We start from the raw sequence: 16547 nt of genomic DNA, 5'->3' as shown, positions 1-16547 counted from the left end.
TCCCCGCCCCGCGCGTCATCGTACGGCGGTCGAGCGGCCGTTCGGCGGTGGGCGGTGTCGGTCAGAGCCGCCCCTTCAGCTGGGTGGCGAGCGCCTGGCACCAGTGCGCCAGCTCGGCACGGTCGGGGGTGCGGCCCTCGCACAGCAGGGCGAGCTGCGCCTCGTTGATCCGGTTCGGACCCGGGATCTCCAACAGGTAGGCCATTTCGGCCAGCACGACGGCGAGCCGTTCGGCGTCCGTGTGGTCCAGGGTGACCGCGGACTCGTGGTGGCTGATGGTGAGCGAACCGGGCATTGTTCAACCTCCTCCGTCACCCCCCACCCTCCACGGTACGACCGGGTCGGCCGCCCCGCCCGCCGCGGAGGCGTGCGCGGGTGGGGCAGCCTGTTGCGCTCCGGGGCCGGCCGGGCGTGGTGCGCGGTGGGCCGCACCGGGGGCCGGGGGTGCGCCCCGGAGCCGTCCGAGGGGTTGGTCAGTTCTCCGAGCCCTCCTCCCAGCGGCGGTTCCGTACGGCCGGTATGCCCAACACTACGGCTCCGGCCGCCAGTTGCCAGACTGATCCGAACATAAGCAGCGTGTCCACGCCAAATCGGCTCCCCAGCGGGCCGGCCACCGCGAGGCCGAGCGGGCCGAGGGCGAAGGAGCCGAGCACGCCGAAGGACGTCACCCGGCCGAGCAGTTCCACCGGCACCCACTTCTGCGTCGTCGAGCTGTAGAGCGTCCCGCAGACCGCCGAGCCGACCCCGGCCACCAGCGCGCCGGCGGCCACCCAGGGCAACGGCGCCCCGAGGGCGAGCACCCCGGAGGGCAGCGCCCAGCCCAGCGCGGCCACCGACGCCACCGCGAGCGGACGGGCGGGCACGCGGCCGAGCATCACGAGGCCGCCCAGCACCGCGCCGACGCCGTACACCCCCATCACCAGGCCCCAGCCGGGGGCACCGCCGAGGTCCCGCTGCGCGGTGAGCGGGCCGAGCACCAGGAAGGGCGCCCAGACCAGCAGGTTGAACAGGCCCATCTGCGCGGTGGTGATCCACAACCACGGACGGGAGGCGAACTCCGACCAGCCGGCCCGCAGTTCGCCCGGCAACGACTCCCCGCCGTCCGCCGCCACCCGCTCGGGCAGCCGCAGCCTGGCCAGCGCGAAAGCGCCGACGCCGTACGTCACCGCGTCGACCAGCAGCACCGCGGCCGGGCCGTTGGTCGCGGTCACCAGGCCCGCCGCGGCGGGACCGACCACGGTCGACACCGAACGGGACAGCCCCAGCAGGGTGTTGGCGTCCGCCACCAGCTCCTTGCGGCGCACCAGGTCGGGCACGATCGCGCCGAAGGCCGGCATGAACAGCCCCTCGCCGATCCCCCACACCGCGACCAGGGCGACCATCACCCAGACCGGCGCGTGCCCGGCCGCCAACAGCCCGGCGAACAGCGCCTGGACCAGGCCGCGCAGGACGTCCGACCCGAGCATCACCCGCCGGCTGCCGAGCCGGTCGGCGATCACCCCGCCGGCCAGCAGCACCAGCACCACGGGGAGGATCCGGGCCGCCAGCACCCACCCCAGGTCGGTGCCGCTGCCGCCGCCCTCGCCCCCGCCGCCGCTGCCGCTGCCGTCGAGCACCGCGAAGGTCACCGCCACCGGCGCCATCGACGAGCCGACGAGGGAGGTCGTGTACCCGATGAAGAACCACAGGAATTCGCGCTCGCCCAGCACGGCGAGCCGGTCTCCCGGGCGCCTGCGGCGGGCCGGGATCCGTTCGGTCTGCACTGCCATGGGCAGCAAGTCTGGATTCGGCGGTGGCGGGGTTCAAGGGTTTCCGACGAAAAACTTGAGTCTTTCCGCATCAATTTTCGGAGTTCGGCCACCTGCCGCAGTAAATGGACACCATCATGGCTTTCCACCTGCTGTTTACTGCGAATCACAGCTATTCTCCGAGGGACTTCGGTGATTCGATTTACTGCGGAAGAGAGCGAACGTGACAGAGACCCCGGCAGGGCTCCCACCGGTCGAGTACGCCGTCGCCGTCGAGCGCTACCTGGCCGCCTCCGGGCTCGCCGAAGGCTCCCGGCGGATCTACCGGATCGCCCTCGACACCTGGGCCTGGGCACTCGCCGACCGCCCCGCCCCCACCGGGCCCGAACGGCGGCGCGCCCGGCCGCCCGTCCTGCCGCTCGCGCTGCTCGACCACCCGGACGCCACCGCCCGGCTCCGCGCCGCCGTCGGCCGGCGCGCCGCCGACACCGACCCGCGCACGCTCAACCGGGAACTCTCCACCCTGCGCGCGGCCGCGGCCTGGTGGCGGGCCCGCGGCTGGATCGCCGGCGATCCAGCCGCCGACCTGCACCCCCACCCCCTGCCCGAACCCGCCGCAGCCAACGCCCCGTTGACCCCCGACGAGCTTCGCGCCCTGTTCGCCCTGCGCGCCCCGCTGCGCGAGCAGACCCTGTGGCACCTGCTGCACGAGACGGGCGCCGCCATCGAGACCGTCCTGGCCCTGGACACCGACCACCTCGACCTCCCCCGCCGCCGCACCCGCCCCGGCCACGCCCCGGTCCACTGGCAGTCCGGCACCGCCCGCCTGCTCCCCCTGCTCGTCGTCGGCCGCGCCACCGGACCGCTCTTCCTCACCGACCGCCGCGCCCCCACCGGCACCCCCACCGCCGACCGCTGCCCCTACACCGGCCGCGCCCGCCTCTCCTACCGCCGCGCCGCCGAGCTCTTCACCACCCACACCCGGGCACTCGGCCCCGGCTGGACCCTCCGACGGCTCCGCGCGGCGCGCTGAGGGTCGGGTGGTCGGTGCGGGGACGGTGGCTGCGGGGGCACGCTCCGGCGACTGCGGGCGGCGTGCCGAAGGCCGGCCCTCCGGGATCGACACCGGGTGCACCTGCGGCTACTCCTCCGGCGGCGGCACCGCGCGGCGTCCCTGGTCGAGCAACTCGTCCAGGGATTCCGCCAGTTGCGGCAGGCTCGGCCGGTCCTCCGGGGTGAGGCGGAGGCAGCCGTCGATGGCGGCGGCGAGGAGGCGCGGGAGGCGACGGCTGCGGGTCACCGGGGGGACGGGGCCGTGCGGGGACGGGCCGGGGAAGGGGCCGGTGCCGGTGGCGGCCTCGTAGAGGGTGACGCCGATGCCCCAGGCGTCGGTGGCCGCCGTGAGCAGGCCGCCGGAGGCCTGCTCGGGGGCGAGGTAGCCGTCCGTGCCGATGCCGGGCGTGCCCGGGCCCGGGGGGCGGGCGATGCTGAGGTCGAGCACCTTGGCGTGGCGGCAGTCGATCACGATGTTGGAGGGCTTGAGGTCGAGGTGCAGCAGGCCCTGCCGGTGCAGGTAGCGGGTCGCCGAGCAGAGGTGCAGTCCGAGCACGGCCAGGTCGGTGGCGGCAGGTCGGCGCGGTCGGGTGTCCAGCAGGTGGGCGAGGGTCTCGCCGGTGAGGGTCTCGAGCACCGCGTACGGCTGCGGGCGCTCGCCCGTGCCGTAGCCGCGCACCAGGTGCGGGTGGGTGAACTCGGTCAGCCAGCGACCCTCGCGGAGCAGGCGCTCGCGCAGTCGGCGTTCGCGGCGGCGGTCGGGCCGGAGCACCTTGACCACGCAGCGGCAGTCCCGCTCCTCGCTCCAGCAGTCGTACACGTCGAGCCAGCCGGTGCGGCACAGGTGCGCCAGGACCTGGTAGCCGGGGGCGATGGGGTCACCCGGGGGAAGCGGCTTCCGGGACGTCATGGCGCCACCTCCTGGAGCGGCGGCCGGTGCAGCCGGTCGAGCCGGGCGTAGCCGTCGTCGCCGGCCAGCAGCTCCCGGTGGGTGCCGCAGGCGGCGACGCAGCCGCCGCGGAGCAGCACGATCCGGTCCGCGTTCCGTACGGTCAGCAGGTTGTGCGAGATGATGATCGTCGTCCGGCCGCGCATCAGCCGTCCCAGCGGCTCCAGGATCCGCCGCCCCGACTCCGCGTCCAGCCCGGTCGTCGGCTCGTCCAGCAGCAGGACGGGCGCGTCCCGGACCATCGCGCGGGCGATGGCGATCCGCTGCCGCTGCCCGCCCGAGAGCAGGCCGCCCTGCCGGCCCACCAGCGTGTCGTAGCCGTCCGGCAGCCGGCTGACGAACTCGTGGGCGTCGGCGGCCTTCGCGGCCGCGACGACCTGGGCGTCGGTCGCGCCCGGCCGGCCATAGGCGATGTTCTCCCGGACGGTGCCGTGGATCACCAGGGTCTCCTGCAGCAGGACCGCGATGTGCTCCCGCAGGTCGGCCAGGGCGAGTTCGCGCAGGTCGATGCCGTCGAGCCGGACGGCCCCGCGCTCCGGGTCGTAGAAGCGCAGCAGCAGCTTGGCGGTCGTCGACTTGCCGGCCCCGCTCTCCCCCACCAGGGCCACCGTCTCGCCCGGTTCGGCGTGGAAGGACACGTCGAACAGCCCCACCCGGGTCGTGCCCGGGTAGCGGAACCACACCCGGTCGAAGGCCACCGCGCCGCGGATCCGGGCGGGGCGCAGCGGCGCCGGTGGATCGGCCACCTGCGGCCGCTGGTCGAGCAGTTCGATGATCCGCTCGGCGGCGGCCGAGGCGGAGTAGAAACCGTTGCTGAGCCGCGAGATCCCCCGGATCGGGCCGTACAGCCGGCTCAACAGGGCGACGAAGACGAGGAGTTCGCCCAGCGTCAGGCGGCCGCCGGCGAGCTCCCAGGCGCCCAGCCCGAGCACGGTCAGCGCGCCGAACAGCTCCAGCAGCTCGACGATCGGCGCGAACAGCGCCCGCAGCCGGGTCGCGGCCATGGTCGCCCGGAACCGTGCCAGGCTCTCCCGGCGGAACCGCTCCTGCTCCCAGTCCTGCCGGTTGTACGCCTGCACCAGGGCGATGTTCTCCAGGGTCTCCTCGGCGAGCGCACTCACCGAGCCGCTGCGCCGCCGCCGCTCCCGCGAGGCGGCCTTCACCCGCACCGAGAAGCGCCGCGCGGTGAACCAGAACACGGGCCCGACGACGAGGGCCGCCGCGGCGAGGTCCCACCGCAGGTAGAACAGCACGCCGAGGAAGACGGCCAGCTCGGCGACGTACGCGACCGCGTCGAGGACGCCCGAGAGGAGGAAGGTCTCGACCGCCTCGACGTCTCCGGTCAGCCGCGACAGTACGTCGCCGAGCCGCCGCCGCTCGAAGAAACCCAGCGAGAGGCCCTGCAGGTGCCTGAACACGTCCGTGCGCAGGGCGAGCAGGAAGCGCTCGCTGACCCAGGTCGAGGTCGTCTCGTCGGCGAAGCGCAGGCCACCCGCCACCAGCGTCAGCCCGGCGTAGCCGAGCGCGACCGGCAGGAACAGCCCGAGCCTGCGCGGTATCAGCACGTCGTCGACGACGACCTTGAACAGCCAGATCGCGGCCGCGTCGACCACCGGCCCGAGCAGGACGAACCCCAGCAACAGGGCCAGCCAGCGCCGACCCCCGCGGGTGTAGGGCCAGAACCGCCCGAACGTCCGCCGCAGCGGGACGACCGGGGCCTGGTCGACGACCGGGGCCGCCCGGCCGTCGCCGTCGCCCGGGTCACCCGTGCCGACGGTGCCGATGGCGGTCAGCCGCCGCAGCGACCACACGGTACGAGTCCAGCCCTGGGGATGTGGCCGGGCCGTTGCCGGCCCGGCCCTGACAGGACGGCGAAGCCGTCAGTGCCGCGAGTTGCTTCCATGACGGCGGCGACGACGGTCGTTCGTCTTCGAGGTCCTGGTCTCCTTGCCGGTCCCGGTCCGCTTGCGCGGATGCCGCAGCGCCGGCGCCAGGTTGGCCAGCATGCTCATCACTGCCACCTCTCTGTAGGTCGTTCGATCCCCACCCAGGGGTACGCGCCGGGGGCCGGGGGCGCTCACCGGTCGTCGGTGCGATTCGGCACCGTCGGTGCGATCCGGCAGCGTCGGTGCGATCCGGCACCGTCGGTGCGATCCGGCACGACGGCCGGTGGTGGTGCGGTGCACCCGAGCGGTGCGTTGCGAACCGGACGGTCCGGCCGGTGACGAGACAGGCAGGGAAACGGCCGTTACACACCCGATGGGCGGCCGTGACACGACCGGCCGAGGACCGCGACACGGCCCTCCTACCGTCACTGTCGACGCCCCGGCCGCAACGGCCGAACCGCAGAACCGGACCCACCGGCACCCGGCCCCACCGGGCGGAGGGCGTCCGCGACGAGGACGTGCGCGTCCGGCGCCGACCGCGAACGTCCGCAACCGCGACCGCGACCGACGTACACCACCGATGCAGATGGAGATCACCGCATGAGCAGGAGCCGTACCGACCGCACGCCCGCCCGCCGTGTCCTGGCGGCCTGCGCCCTGACCGGCGCCGCGCTGCTGGCCGCCGTCACCGGCGGCCAGGCCTGGGCCGACGGCGCGCCGAAGACCGCCGCGCCCGCCCCGGGTGTCGTCGCCTCGCCCGCCTCGGGCGCCGTGCCGACCGCCACCCCGGCGCCGGCCGACCCCAAGGCCCCGGCCCCCGCCGCCTCCCCCGCCGCGCCCGCCGCCCCGGCCCGCGGCGCGGAGTCCCCGAAGGCCGTGCCCGCCCCGCAGGCCCCCAACGGCGCCCAGCCGCAGGTCCGCGAGGTGCCGAAGGGCGCCGCGCAGGCCGGCGACGGTTCCGGCGCCACCGACGGCTCCGGCCTGATGCTCGCGGGCGGCGGCGCCGTCGCGGCCATCGGTGCCGGAGCGCTGGGCTTCGCCGTCCTGCGCCGCCGCTCCGGTGCGCGCGGCTGACACCGGTCCCGAGTCCGCCGGGCACCCCGGCGCCGTTCCCCCGCACCCGAGCGGTCGGGGGAACGGCACCGGGGCCGCCCCTGCGGCGGGGACCGGCAGCCGCACCCGCCCCGGAGCCGAGCAGGCGGCCCCCGGACGGGCGGTGCGGCGCAGGGCGCGCGGACACGGGGACCGACACGGAGGCCGACACGGAGACCGGCAAGGCCGGCCCGAAGACCGGCCCGGGCACGCACACGGGCGGCGGCGCGCCGCCCGACCCGCACCGAGCGCCCTGCGCCGTACGGCCTTCGGCACGGTGGGCCTGCTCTGCCTGGTGCTCGGCACCTCGCTGGCCCTGTCCGGCCGGGAGGCGCCGGTGGTGCGGATCGAGGCCTCCGGCCACGGCAGCACCGCGGACACCCGGCCGACGGCACCCGCCACCGGGACCGCCCCGTCGCCCGCCACCACCGCCCCGAAGCCCTTCGCGCCCTCGCCGCCGACCCGTCTGCTGGTCCCCGCCGCCGGGGTGGACGCGCCGGTGGCCGACCTCGGCCTGAACGCCGACGGGACGGTCCAGGTGCCGACGGCCGACCGCGGTGACGAGGTCGGCTGGTACCGCAACGGCCCCAGCCCGGGCGAGACCGGGCCCGCCGTGCTGATCGGGCACTACGACACCGTGCACGGCCCGGCGGTCTTCCGGCAGCTGCCAAAGCTGCGGCCCGGCGACCTGGTCCGGGTCCGGCGGGCGGACGGCAGCACCGTGGACTTCAGGGTCCGGACGCTGCTCCAGGCCGCCAAGGACAGTTTCCCCACCGAGCAGGTCTACGGCGACACGCCCGCCCCCGCGCTGCGGCTGATCACCTGCGGCGGGCGGATCGGTTCGGACGGGCACTGGACGGACAACATCATCGTGCTGGCGGACCTGGCCACCTGACCCGCGCCCGGGCCGCCGACCCCGCGGCCGGCCGGCCACCCCCGCCCGGCCGGCCGCCCGGCCGGAACCGGCGGCGCGGTCCGGAACCGCCGGCGCGACCCGGCACCCGGCGGCGCTCCGGAACCGCCGGCCGCCGTCCGGGCGACCTACCACCAGGACGCCACGGGGGCGACGAACCGGCACCGCGCCGCAGACCAGGAGGACGAGCACCGACCGTGGCAGCAACACCCCCACCCCGTCGCCGGCCCGGCGCCGTCGCCGTGGCGACCCTGGCCGGCCTGGTCGTCGTCCTCGCCCTCGCCGCGCTGGCGTTCGGCCGGGCCGCGCCCGGCGGCCTGCAGGACCAGGGCCCGGCCCGGACCATCACGCCACCGCCCGTCCACCGGCCGCTCTGGCCGGATCTGGCCACCCCGCCGGCTCCGGCCCCGTCCCCCACCGGGACCGGTGGCACCACCGCCCAGGCGCCGCAGCCCGTACCGGACCTGACCGTCCCCGGGCGCGACATCACCGCGGTGGACGTCCGCACCGTCCTCGCCAAGGACCCGGGGGTGACCCAGGAGGAGCGCCAGGCGCTCGACTCCTGTGCCGGGTGCGAGGTCCGCAGCCCCGAGTTCCGCGACCTCACCGGGGACGGCCGGCTGTCGCTGATCACCACCGTCATCACCCCCGGACCGGTGGTGCTGCACGTCTACACCCTCGCCCTCACCGAGGACCGCCTCCTGCCCGTCCTGCGGGTGCAGGTCCAGCGGACCTTCAGCGCCGAGACCGCCGGCTCCGACCTCTGGCTGTACGAGTCGACCAGCCTGTACGTCCTCACCAGCAGCTGCTACCACTGGGACGGCGTGAGGCTCGTCCTGCAGGAGCGGAACGACAAGGGCCTCGGCGTGCTGCCGCCCACCGGCGTGGACCCCGGCCCGCCGACGCCCACCGCCACCCCCAAGTCCGCCGCGTCCCCGGGCGGCCGCCCTGCCGTCGGCTCCCCTGCCACCGGATCGCCGGAACCGGCTCCCGGCGCGGCCGTCCCGTCCCCGCGCGCGCCCCGGACGACCGCCCAGCCCTCCGCCCAGCCCTCCGCCCCCGCCGTGTTCCCGGAGCCGAAGCGATGATCCCCGCCGCCCCCGCCGCCACCACTCCCGCGCACCCGCACATCCTCCTGGTCGAGGACGACGAGGTGATCCGGGAGGCCACCCGGATGGCCCTGGAGCGCTACGGCTTCCCGGTCACCACGGCCGCCGACGGCCTGGAGGGGCTGGAGGCCTTCCACGCCGTCCGACCCGACCTGCTCCTGCTGGACGTCATGCTGCCGCTGCTCGACGGGGTCGGCCTCTGCCGCCGGATCCGCGAGGAGAGCCAGCTGCCGATCCTGATGATGTCGGCGCGCACCGACCCGGTGGACGTGGTCTCCGGCCTGGAGGCCGGCGCGGACGACTACGTCGTCAAGCCCTTCGAGAGCGCCGTCCTGGTCGCCCGGATCCGTACGGTGCTGCGCCGCATCCGCGTCGTCCCGACGACGGACACAACCGCCCCGACGCCGCCCTCCACGGACGCACCGACGCCCCCGCCCTCCACCGCCGCGCCGCTGCCGCCGGACACCCCGGCGCCCGGCCCCTCCACCGCCGTCCGCAGCTTCGACGGCCTGCGCGTGGACACCGACAGCATGGAGGTACGGGTGGACGGCCGCCTCGTCCCGCTCACCCCCACCGAACTGCGGCTGCTGCTGGAGTTCACCGCCGCGCCCGGCATCGTGCTGGAGCGCTCCACCCTGCTCGAACGGGTCTGGGACTACGAGTGGGGCGCCGACACCCGGGTCGTGGACGTCCACGTGCAGCGGCTGCGCGCCAAGATCGGCTCCGGCCGGATCGAGACCGTCCGCGGGTTCGGTTACAAGCTGCGGCGCCCGGCATGACCCTGCGCCGCCAGATCGCCACCGCCGTCGCCGCCATCTCCGTCCTGGTCGCCGTGGCGGTCGGCCTGCTGGTCCACCAGGCGATGATCCGTCAGCACGTCGACCAGGCCCGCGCCGCCGCGCTCACCGCCCTCGACTCGACCCTGACCGGCTACGAACGCAACCGCGAGACGGCCGGCCCGGGCGCCGCGGTCGACGACCCAGCCCTCCCCGACCGGCTGCGCACCCTCGCCCGGAGCGGCCGGCAGGGCACACTGCTCGCGGCCGACGGGAAGGGCGAGTCGATGTGGGCGGCCGGCCCGGTCCCGGACGGAGTGGTCTCCGTGCGGGTGGACTTCACCCAGGACCGGCAGGCCATCGCCGACCTGGACCGGATCATCCTGCTCACCGTCGTCGCCGCGGTCTTCACCACCGTGCTGGTCGGCGTCCTCGTCGCGGACCGGATCAGCCGTCGCCTGCGCACCGCCGCCACCGCCGCCCGGGGCATCGCCGCCGGAGGGACGGACACCCGGATCGGCGAACTCGTCGACGGCAAGGACGAGGTCGCCGACCTCGCCGCCGCCGTCGATCTGATGTCCCGCACCCTGCACCGCCGCCTGGCCGACGAGCAGCGCTTCACCGCGGACGTCGCCCACGAGCTGCGCACCCCGCTCACCGGCCTGGTCACCGCCGCCGAACTGCTGCCGCCCGGCCGCCCCACCCAACTCGTGCAGAACCGGGTCCAGGCCCTGCGCGGCCTGGTCGAGGACCTCCTGGAGGTCTCCCGCCTGGACGCCGACGCCGAGTCCCCCGACCTCTCCGCCGTCCCCCTGGAACGCGCGGTGCGCCGCACCGTCTCCCTCACCGGACTGGACGTCACGGTCGAGGTCGCCGCCGACCGGCAGGTCCGCACCGACCTGCGCCGACTGGACCGCATCCTCGGCAACCTGATCCTCAACGCCCACCGCCACGGCGCCGCCCCGGTCCACCTCCACGTCGACGGCCCCCGCATCACCGTCCGCGACCACGGCCCCGGCTACCCCGACGACCTGCTCCGGCACGGCCCCCAGCGCTTCCGCACCAACGTCCCCGAACGCGGCCGCGGCCACGGCCTCGGCCTCACCATCGCCACCGGCCACGCCCGCGTCATCGGCGCCACCCTCACCTTCGCCAACCACCCCACCGGCGGCGCCCTCGCCACCCTCACCCTCCCACCCGACTGACGCCCCCTCCCCCAACGCCGAAGGGCCGGCCCGACAACACGTCGGACCGGCCCTTCACACGCTGAGCCCCCTGTCGGGTTCGAACCGACGACCCCCGCTTTACAAGATCAAACGCGGGCGTCACGGAGCGGCCCTTACGCATCCCGCTCGCCAACGCCGCGGATCCACGGTGACGCACGGGCATGTCGGCGTCCGGGCGTGTTGATGTCAGGAAGCGATGTCAGCACCCCGACTCAGTGCGGGGTGGCGGGGCTTGAATCCAGGGCCTCTTCATCCCGAATGAGGTCCGGGGTGGCGGCCGACCTGCGCTAGTCAGCATCAGTCCTGTTCAGACGGTTGCTTTGTGTTGGTCCCGCACCGGACTAGGCGGCCCTGATTTCAAGATCGTCTGCCAGGGTTCTCCCAAGTGAGCAAGTGGTGGAGATCCGGCGCTGTGCTCTCGGCCTGTCAGTCGCAACTTGGCCGACGCTCTGACAGGCCGATGGGTCTAGCTTGGCGGCCCAGCAGGTGCCGGACCCCTCTTGGCTGCCATGGTCGTGCTGTTCCGCCGCGATATGAGCAAATAGCCAACTAGCGCCAGGTGCTTGTGCCATGCTTTGCCCCGAAGCAACTCCACAGACCGAAAGAATATAAACTTTGACGACAGCTATAATTACCGCGAGTGCCAGCGTTTTGATAGCCGTGCTTGCGTACTGGATGAATCATCGTGGTGAAGTCAGGCGCTCCTCTCATCAGGCGCAGCTGGAGTGGGTGAATTCTCAGCTTCGCGAGCTCTATGGGCCGCTCCTGGTTCTTGCGGAAACAAACGAAAGATCCTGGCATGCTTTCCGGGTCCAGCACCTTCCGCCACAGTCAGGGCGAATCCACGATGCATCACTTCCGACCCCCGAGCGCGAGCGATGGGAAAGATGGGTTGCTAGTTCATTTGCGCCATCGGCCCAAAGAATGCGCGACGTAATCCTCAGTCGAGGAGATCTAATAATTGGGGATAGCATCCCCGATGTGGTTTTAGAATTCTGCGCCCATGCGTCATCTTATGAGCCTTTCTTGGCTATCGATGGCACACAGGAAGGCGAGCTGGAGAATCTGCTAATTCGACACCCCGGGGAACCATTTTTGGAGTATATTCGAACTTCATATGGTGAGCTAAAAAACCGACAAGTGGAACTGATGAGCATTCGCTAGTTGGATCAGGAGCAAATGTTGAAGGTTTTTCTGAGTTGGTCTGGCGAGACTTCCAGGCGCGTGGCCGAGCTCCTGAAGGGATGGCTTCCGGATGTCCTGCAGGCGCTCGATCCGTGGGTATCTTCCCAGGACATATCCAAGGGGAGCCGAGCGTCTAGGGAGATATCCGATGAGCTGGAGGGTGCCAACTTTGGCATTATTTGCGTGACAGCAGGAAGCCAGCAGTCACAGTGGGTGAACTTTGAAGCCGGGGCGCTCTCGAAGCAAATCAGCGAAGCGCATGTCATGCCATTCCTGATTGACCTTAAGCCCACCGACCTCACGGGTCCCCTGGCTCAGTTTCAAGCGACATCGAGCCAAAGCCGTGATGACGTTCTCAAGCTAGTCTTGGATCTCAATAACGCCCTCCGTGAGGCAGCGGTTGCTCCTGATCGAGTTCGTCGAACCTTCGACAGGTATTGGCCTGACCTTGAGAAGGAGCTGGGAGAGATTAGGTCTGGAGGTGCTGCAGATTCTAATCTGGAGCCTCGGCGACCCCAGGCTGAAATGGTTGAAGAAGTGCTACTCCTGATGAGGCAGCAAGAGCGCCGACTGGTGGATATCGAGACCAGGCTTGAGCGCTCCTTCAATGGTCCCAGAAAGTCGGGGACAAGACTGCGGGCAACTGTCGATACCGCCCTAAGGGAGCGCGGGATTGAATATTTCGAGGCGGATGTGTCCGACGCAGGACTCTTTGTAACCATTCCGGCAAATATTAACCTTTCGGGCGATCAATTGAGGCAGGCGGCTGGCGAGGTTTGCAATCTGCTCAACCTGCCCTATATGGAAATTAAAACAAAGCAGGGAAGGGTTCTCGTGGAGTATCCATTTTAATTTGAAGCCTCTTCGGCAAATTTACCGGTCGGCCCTTTGAGAGAAATGGGACCTCATGACCACGACTGGCAGGACTGCTGCCCTCTGCAACCGGTGCGGCGCCAGGCTCAGCCGCACCAACACCGACACCGTGTGCAGCCCGTGCCGCCGTGCGATCGGGCCGGCCGCCGCAGTCGCGCAGGCCGTCCCGGCGGCCAAGCCCGTCAGCTGGCTCCCCGCCCCCGCCGAGCGCACCGCGCCGCCGGACGGGTCCAACCTCGGAGACGTCCTGAAGGCCTACCGCGCGCTCCACAAGCTGAAGCAACAGGACCTCGCTGACCTGCTCGGCTACGACCAGTCGTACGTCTCGCTGTTGGAGCGCGGGAAGCGCGTGATCAAGGACATGGATGAGCTTCGGCGCCTAGCTCAGGCGTTGGGGCTGCCCGAGGACGAGTTGGGTTTGCTGCCAGCCGTCGAGGCGGCTGTTGTCTCGGCGGCCGGTGGCGAGGCTGGTCCGCAGGACGCCGCCGAGGAACAGCGCCGTTGGCGGATGACCCGCCGGGACCTGAACCGGCACCGGAGCGAACTCACCACCGCCGCCGCCCGGCTGTACCCGGACGTGGCCCGTGCGGGGAACAGCCCCGTACTCACGACGACCGGCTGGATGTGGCCGGAGCCCTTGGACTTCGGCGAGATCAACCTCACGTGGTTGCCGCAGACGGCTCCGCCGGCGGTCGTGGGCGCCGAGCCCGAGTCTGAAGGTGTCCGTCCCTTGGCTGCGACCGGCGGGCGTTTCGCCCGGTACTCGCAGGCCATCCGCATGGTCGACCGGCCGTCGCTGTTCGTGAACCGGCCGAGCTTCCGGCTGCTTCACGTGGCCCAGGTCGACGGGCGGCCCAAGCTGTCGTTCGGCTACACGACCTACTTCGACATGGCGGACGTCTGCGAGGGCGTGGCGCACGAGCTGGCGGGCGCGTGGCTGGCGACCGGCAGCGACCCCGCATGGATCGGGGAGCCGAACTGGGACGCGCTCCCGTTCCGCGCGCTGGTCGGTGACCCGTTCGACCTTGGTCGTCGTCCGCTGCTGCCGTCCATCGACACCCTGACCATCCGGCTTGCCGCGGACGGCACGGCATCGTTCCCGCTGCACCACCGAGCGGCGAGCAACGTGGCGTTGGCCGGCGGGACGTACCACATCATGCCCGCCGGGGTATTTCAGCCGTCCTCGGTGATGCCGTGGGACCAGTCGAACGACTTCGATCTCTGGCGCAACGTCCTCCGCGAGTACGCGGAGGAGTTCCTGGGCGACCCGGAAGCCGACGGCAGCAGCGGCGAGCCCATCGACTACGACGGGGTCGAGCCGTTCCGCACGCTCAACGAGGCCCGGCGCGCGGGCAAGGTGCGGCCGTACTGCTTCGGGATCGGCTTGGACCCGCTCACGCTGGCGGGTGAGATCCTTAGCGTCGTGGTCATCGACGCCGACGTGTACGACGCGGTGTTCTCCGGCATGGTCTCCCGCAACACCGAGGGCAGCGTCATTGCCGGCACGGGCAGCGCCGGGGGGATCGACTTCACCGAGGCCAACATTCGCCACCTGCTGGAGAATGAACCGCTCGCGTCTGCCGCCGCCGCGTGCCTCGACCTGGCGTGGCAGCATCGCGGACTGATCCTGAACTGAGGAGGAAATCCGTGCGCGTACTCGTGACGGGTGCCTTCGGCTTCGTCGGCAACGCGGTTGTCCGGCGACTTGTCGAGGCGGGCCACGAGGTAGTTGCCCTGACCCATCGACCCCCGGGCGCCCCGCTCCCCGAGCTGCCGGTGGCCGATGTGGTCCACGGCGACATCCGCGACGAGCAGGCCGTGGCATCGGCCGTGCGCGGCGTGCACGCCGTCTGCCACCTGGCCGCGCTCACGCGGGTGCGCGAGTCCTTCGAGATGCCCGACGAGTACCACGACGTGAACGTCAACGGCACCGCGGCCCTGCTGGCAGCGCTGCCCGGTCGAGCTGCCACGGATCGCCCTGTGGTCGTGCTCGGTTCGACGGCCGCGATCTACGGGGCCCCTGACCAGCAGCCCATCGGTGAGGACGTCGTGCCTGCTCCGGGCAATCCGTATGGCATCTCGAAGCTCGCCGCAGACGAGTTGCTGAAGCTCGAAGGTGAGCGCGGCACCGTCCGGGCGGTGAGCCTGCGGTGCTTCAACATCGCGGGCTCGGTGGGTGGGGTGGCGGACGCTGACGACTCCCGGATCATCCCGAAGGCGCTGGCCGTGGCGGCCGGCCGCTACCCACACTTGGAGATGAACGGCGACGGGAGCGCTGTCCGCGACTTCGTTCACGTGGATGACCTGGCCCGCGCGTACGTGTTGGCGCTGCACGCCGGGAAGTTCGCGCACCGGTCCTACAACGTGGGCGCAACTCCGGCGAGCATGCGCGAGATAGTCGATGCCGTGGAGCAGGTCACTGGACGGCCTGTGCCGGTGGTTCACCGCCCTCCGCAGCCGGAACCGCCCCGGCTGGTCGCCGACCTCACCCGGATCACAGCCGAGCTCGGATGGAAGCCCGAGCGGTCCGGCCTCCAGGACCTGATCCGAGACGGGTGGGCGGCAACCAGCCACGACGATCTCTGATCTACTCCGCCAAGCGGCTCTTCAGGCTGTCGGGAAGCGCATCGAACGCGGCCCGCCAGCGCTGGAGAGCCGCTTCGGCATCTGTGCCCTTCCCTTCCCCGCGGGCCAACTCGCGTAGGGCTTGTTCGAGCGCCTGGCTGGCTTGCAGCACCGGCACAGCCCAGTCGGCGGCCCCCCGGGAGTGCCCGGCCAACCGCGGCGGGAGCTGGACGAACACGCCCTTGCCTTGGTGTCCGATCACGTAGCCCTCTGCGCGAAGCAGGGACACGGCGTTCTTCACGACGGTGCTCGACACGCCGTGGCTGTCCATGAGCTTCTGTGTTGACGACAGTGCGGTGCCTGCGGCCAGCTTGCCGCTGCGGATCTGTTCCCGCAGGTCATCGGCTAGCTGGAGATAGGCCGGCGCGCCTTGGAACTCGGTCACCAGTGGTCCTCCAGTCGACGTATCGCACTTAGTGCACCAGTGTGCCGCAGCGAAGCGCTTGCCAGCTTGGCGCACTAGGTGCACCATGTTGGTTGTGAAGGCAACGCCCCGGCGGAAAGCCTCATATGACAGGCCGTCATTGGTCTGGCGCTGTGCGTCGGAGCAGGCTTGTCGCAGCAGAACGGGCCTGTGAACCAGCGGGGCCGCTGCAACAACCACCGGCTCTTGAGGCCCTTCTTTGGGCTGCCCTGAGCTGGACAAATGCGCCCGGAAGTCGGCTCCTCGGGGTCGGCCAGGGAAGCGCAGTCCCTTGAGAACTGAACAGTGATCGTGCGGGACCGACGCGAGGGCGGCGGTCGCGGTAGGCGCCTAGGTTGAGGAACCGGGGGCGAACCGCCGCGATGAACGAAGCTCTCCCCCTACGCAGTGGCATGCCACCCCTTCGGGGGTGTGGGGAAGTACAGCGGAGTGCCAGCGCACGTGGCGGGATGAGACAGACCGCCCCCGAGGCGACCGGGTGATGTCGCTGGCGGCAGCGAGCCACGCGTCACTCCCTGATCCGGGGAGTGTGCCGCCCTGTGGTGCCGAACAGAGAGAGGCACCGGACCAGGCCCGAAAGACCTGACAGCCCGTAGGACGGGCAACCCCAATCAGCCAGCCCTTCAAGGGGCTTCGACCTGAGGAGGCGCGCCCATGGGCATGCCCCAGATCTGTACCCAGCCCCGCC

Annotated in this window: 15 protein-coding genes; 9 read left to right on the top strand and 6 right to left on the bottom strand. The window is 71.8% G+C overall.

What is annotated here, in order from left to right; all coding sequences use genetic code 11:
• Nucleotides 1-61: 61 nt before the first annotated feature.
• Both ABTY56_RS08305 and ABTY56_RS08300 read right to left on the bottom strand, forming a co-directional pair.
• A complete protein-coding gene (locus ABTY56_RS08305) occupies nucleotides 62-295 on the bottom strand; it encodes a hypothetical protein (RefSeq protein ID WP_350627567.1) in 234 nt (77 codons plus the stop codon).
• Nucleotides 296-473: 178 nt separating this feature from the next.
• Nucleotides 474-1769 carry an MFS transporter gene (locus ABTY56_RS08300; protein ID WP_350627566.1) on the bottom strand — a complete coding sequence of 432 codons (1296 nt, stop codon included), beginning with the start codon at nucleotides 1767-1769 and terminating at the stop codon, nucleotides 474-476.
• A 202-nt stretch (nucleotides 1770-1971) separates the two neighbouring features.
• Between ABTY56_RS08300 and ABTY56_RS08295 the strand changes: the two genes are divergently transcribed.
• Nucleotides 1972-2781 (top strand): site-specific integrase, encoded by an 810-nt coding sequence (locus tag ABTY56_RS08295; RefSeq protein ID WP_350627565.1) that lies wholly within the window; start codon nucleotides 1972-1974, stop codon nucleotides 2779-2781.
• Between the two features lie 108 nt (nucleotides 2782-2889).
• Here ABTY56_RS08295 and ABTY56_RS08290 read toward each other — a convergent pair whose 3' ends face one another.
• From ABTY56_RS08290 to ABTY56_RS08280, 3 genes are all read right to left on the bottom strand, one after another.
• Nucleotides 2890-3711, bottom strand: coding sequence for a serine/threonine-protein kinase (locus ABTY56_RS08290; protein ID WP_350627564.1), 822 nt, complete (start codon nucleotides 3709-3711; stop codon nucleotides 2890-2892).
• Entirely contained in the window at nucleotides 3708-5561 is a 1854-nt protein-coding gene (locus ABTY56_RS08285; protein ID WP_350627563.1) for an ABC transporter ATP-binding protein, read from the bottom strand. The genes ABTY56_RS08290 and ABTY56_RS08285 overlap by 4 nt, the downstream gene beginning before the upstream one ends.
• A 69-nt stretch (nucleotides 5562-5630) precedes the next feature.
• A complete protein-coding gene (locus ABTY56_RS08280; RefSeq protein WP_350627562.1) occupies nucleotides 5631-5762 on the bottom strand; it encodes a hypothetical protein in 132 nt (43 codons plus the stop codon).
• 474 nt (nucleotides 5763-6236) lie between these two features.
• Between ABTY56_RS08280 and ABTY56_RS08275 the strand changes: the two genes are divergently transcribed.
• The 8 genes from ABTY56_RS08275 to ABTY56_RS08240 all read left to right on the top strand — a co-directional run bounded on the left by ABTY56_RS08275 (nucleotide 6237) and on the right by ABTY56_RS08240 (nucleotide 15396).
• Nucleotides 6237-6710, top strand: a complete 474-nt coding sequence (locus ABTY56_RS08275; RefSeq protein WP_350627561.1) for a hypothetical protein — start codon at nucleotides 6237-6239, stop codon at nucleotides 6708-6710.
• Nucleotides 6711-7005: 295 nt separating this feature from the next.
• Nucleotides 7006-7623 (top strand): class F sortase, encoded by a 618-nt coding sequence (locus ABTY56_RS08270; RefSeq protein ID WP_350627560.1) that lies wholly within the window; start codon nucleotides 7006-7008, stop codon nucleotides 7621-7623.
• 215 nt (nucleotides 7624-7838) lie between these two features.
• On the top strand, nucleotides 7839-8729 hold the full coding sequence (locus tag ABTY56_RS08265; protein ID WP_350627559.1) for a hypothetical protein: 891 nt from the start codon (nucleotides 7839-7841) through the stop codon (nucleotides 8727-8729).
• Nucleotides 8726-9529 carry a response regulator gene (locus ABTY56_RS08260; protein ID WP_350627558.1) on the top strand — a complete coding sequence of 268 codons (804 nt, stop codon included), beginning with the start codon at nucleotides 8726-8728 and terminating at the stop codon, nucleotides 9527-9529. Before ABTY56_RS08265 ends, ABTY56_RS08260 begins: the two co-directional genes overlap by 4 nt.
• Nucleotides 9526-10731 (top strand): sensor histidine kinase, encoded by a 1206-nt coding sequence (locus ABTY56_RS08255; protein ID WP_350627557.1) that lies wholly within the window; start codon nucleotides 9526-9528, stop codon nucleotides 10729-10731. The genes ABTY56_RS08260 and ABTY56_RS08255 overlap by 4 nt, the downstream gene beginning before the upstream one ends.
• Nucleotides 10732-11931: 1200 nt before the next feature.
• On the top strand, nucleotides 11932-12789 hold the full coding sequence (locus ABTY56_RS08250; protein WP_350627708.1) for a TIR domain-containing protein: 858 nt from the start codon (nucleotides 11932-11934) through the stop codon (nucleotides 12787-12789).
• Nucleotides 12790-12844: 55 nt separating this feature from the next.
• The gene (locus ABTY56_RS08245) at nucleotides 12845-14446 is read left to right on the top strand and encodes a helix-turn-helix domain-containing protein (RefSeq protein ID WP_350627556.1); all 1602 of its coding nucleotides are present in this window, start codon (nucleotides 12845-12847) and stop codon (nucleotides 14444-14446) included.
• Nucleotides 14447-14457: 11 nt separating this feature from the next.
• Nucleotides 14458-15396: an NAD-dependent epimerase/dehydratase family protein gene (locus ABTY56_RS08240; RefSeq protein ID WP_350627555.1), complete on the top strand. Its 939-nt coding sequence runs from the start codon at nucleotides 14458-14460 to the stop codon at nucleotides 15394-15396.
• A 1-nt stretch (nucleotide 15397) separates the two neighbouring features.
• On the opposite strand, the gene ABTY56_RS08235 is transcribed toward ABTY56_RS08240, so the two are convergent.
• Nucleotides 15398-15820: a GntR family transcriptional regulator gene (locus ABTY56_RS08235; protein WP_350627554.1), complete on the bottom strand. Its 423-nt coding sequence runs from the start codon at nucleotides 15818-15820 to the stop codon at nucleotides 15398-15400.
• Between the last annotated feature and the right edge of the window lie 727 nt (nucleotides 15821-16547).

The organism is Kitasatospora sp. NPDC097691 (genome assembly GCF_040302665.1).
In the GTDB taxonomy this organism is placed as follows: domain Bacteria; phylum Actinomycetota; class Actinomycetes; order Streptomycetales; family Streptomycetaceae; genus Kitasatospora.
Note: the sequence above shows the minus strand (reverse complement) of the source record. Positions and strands in the feature narration are given on the sequence as shown.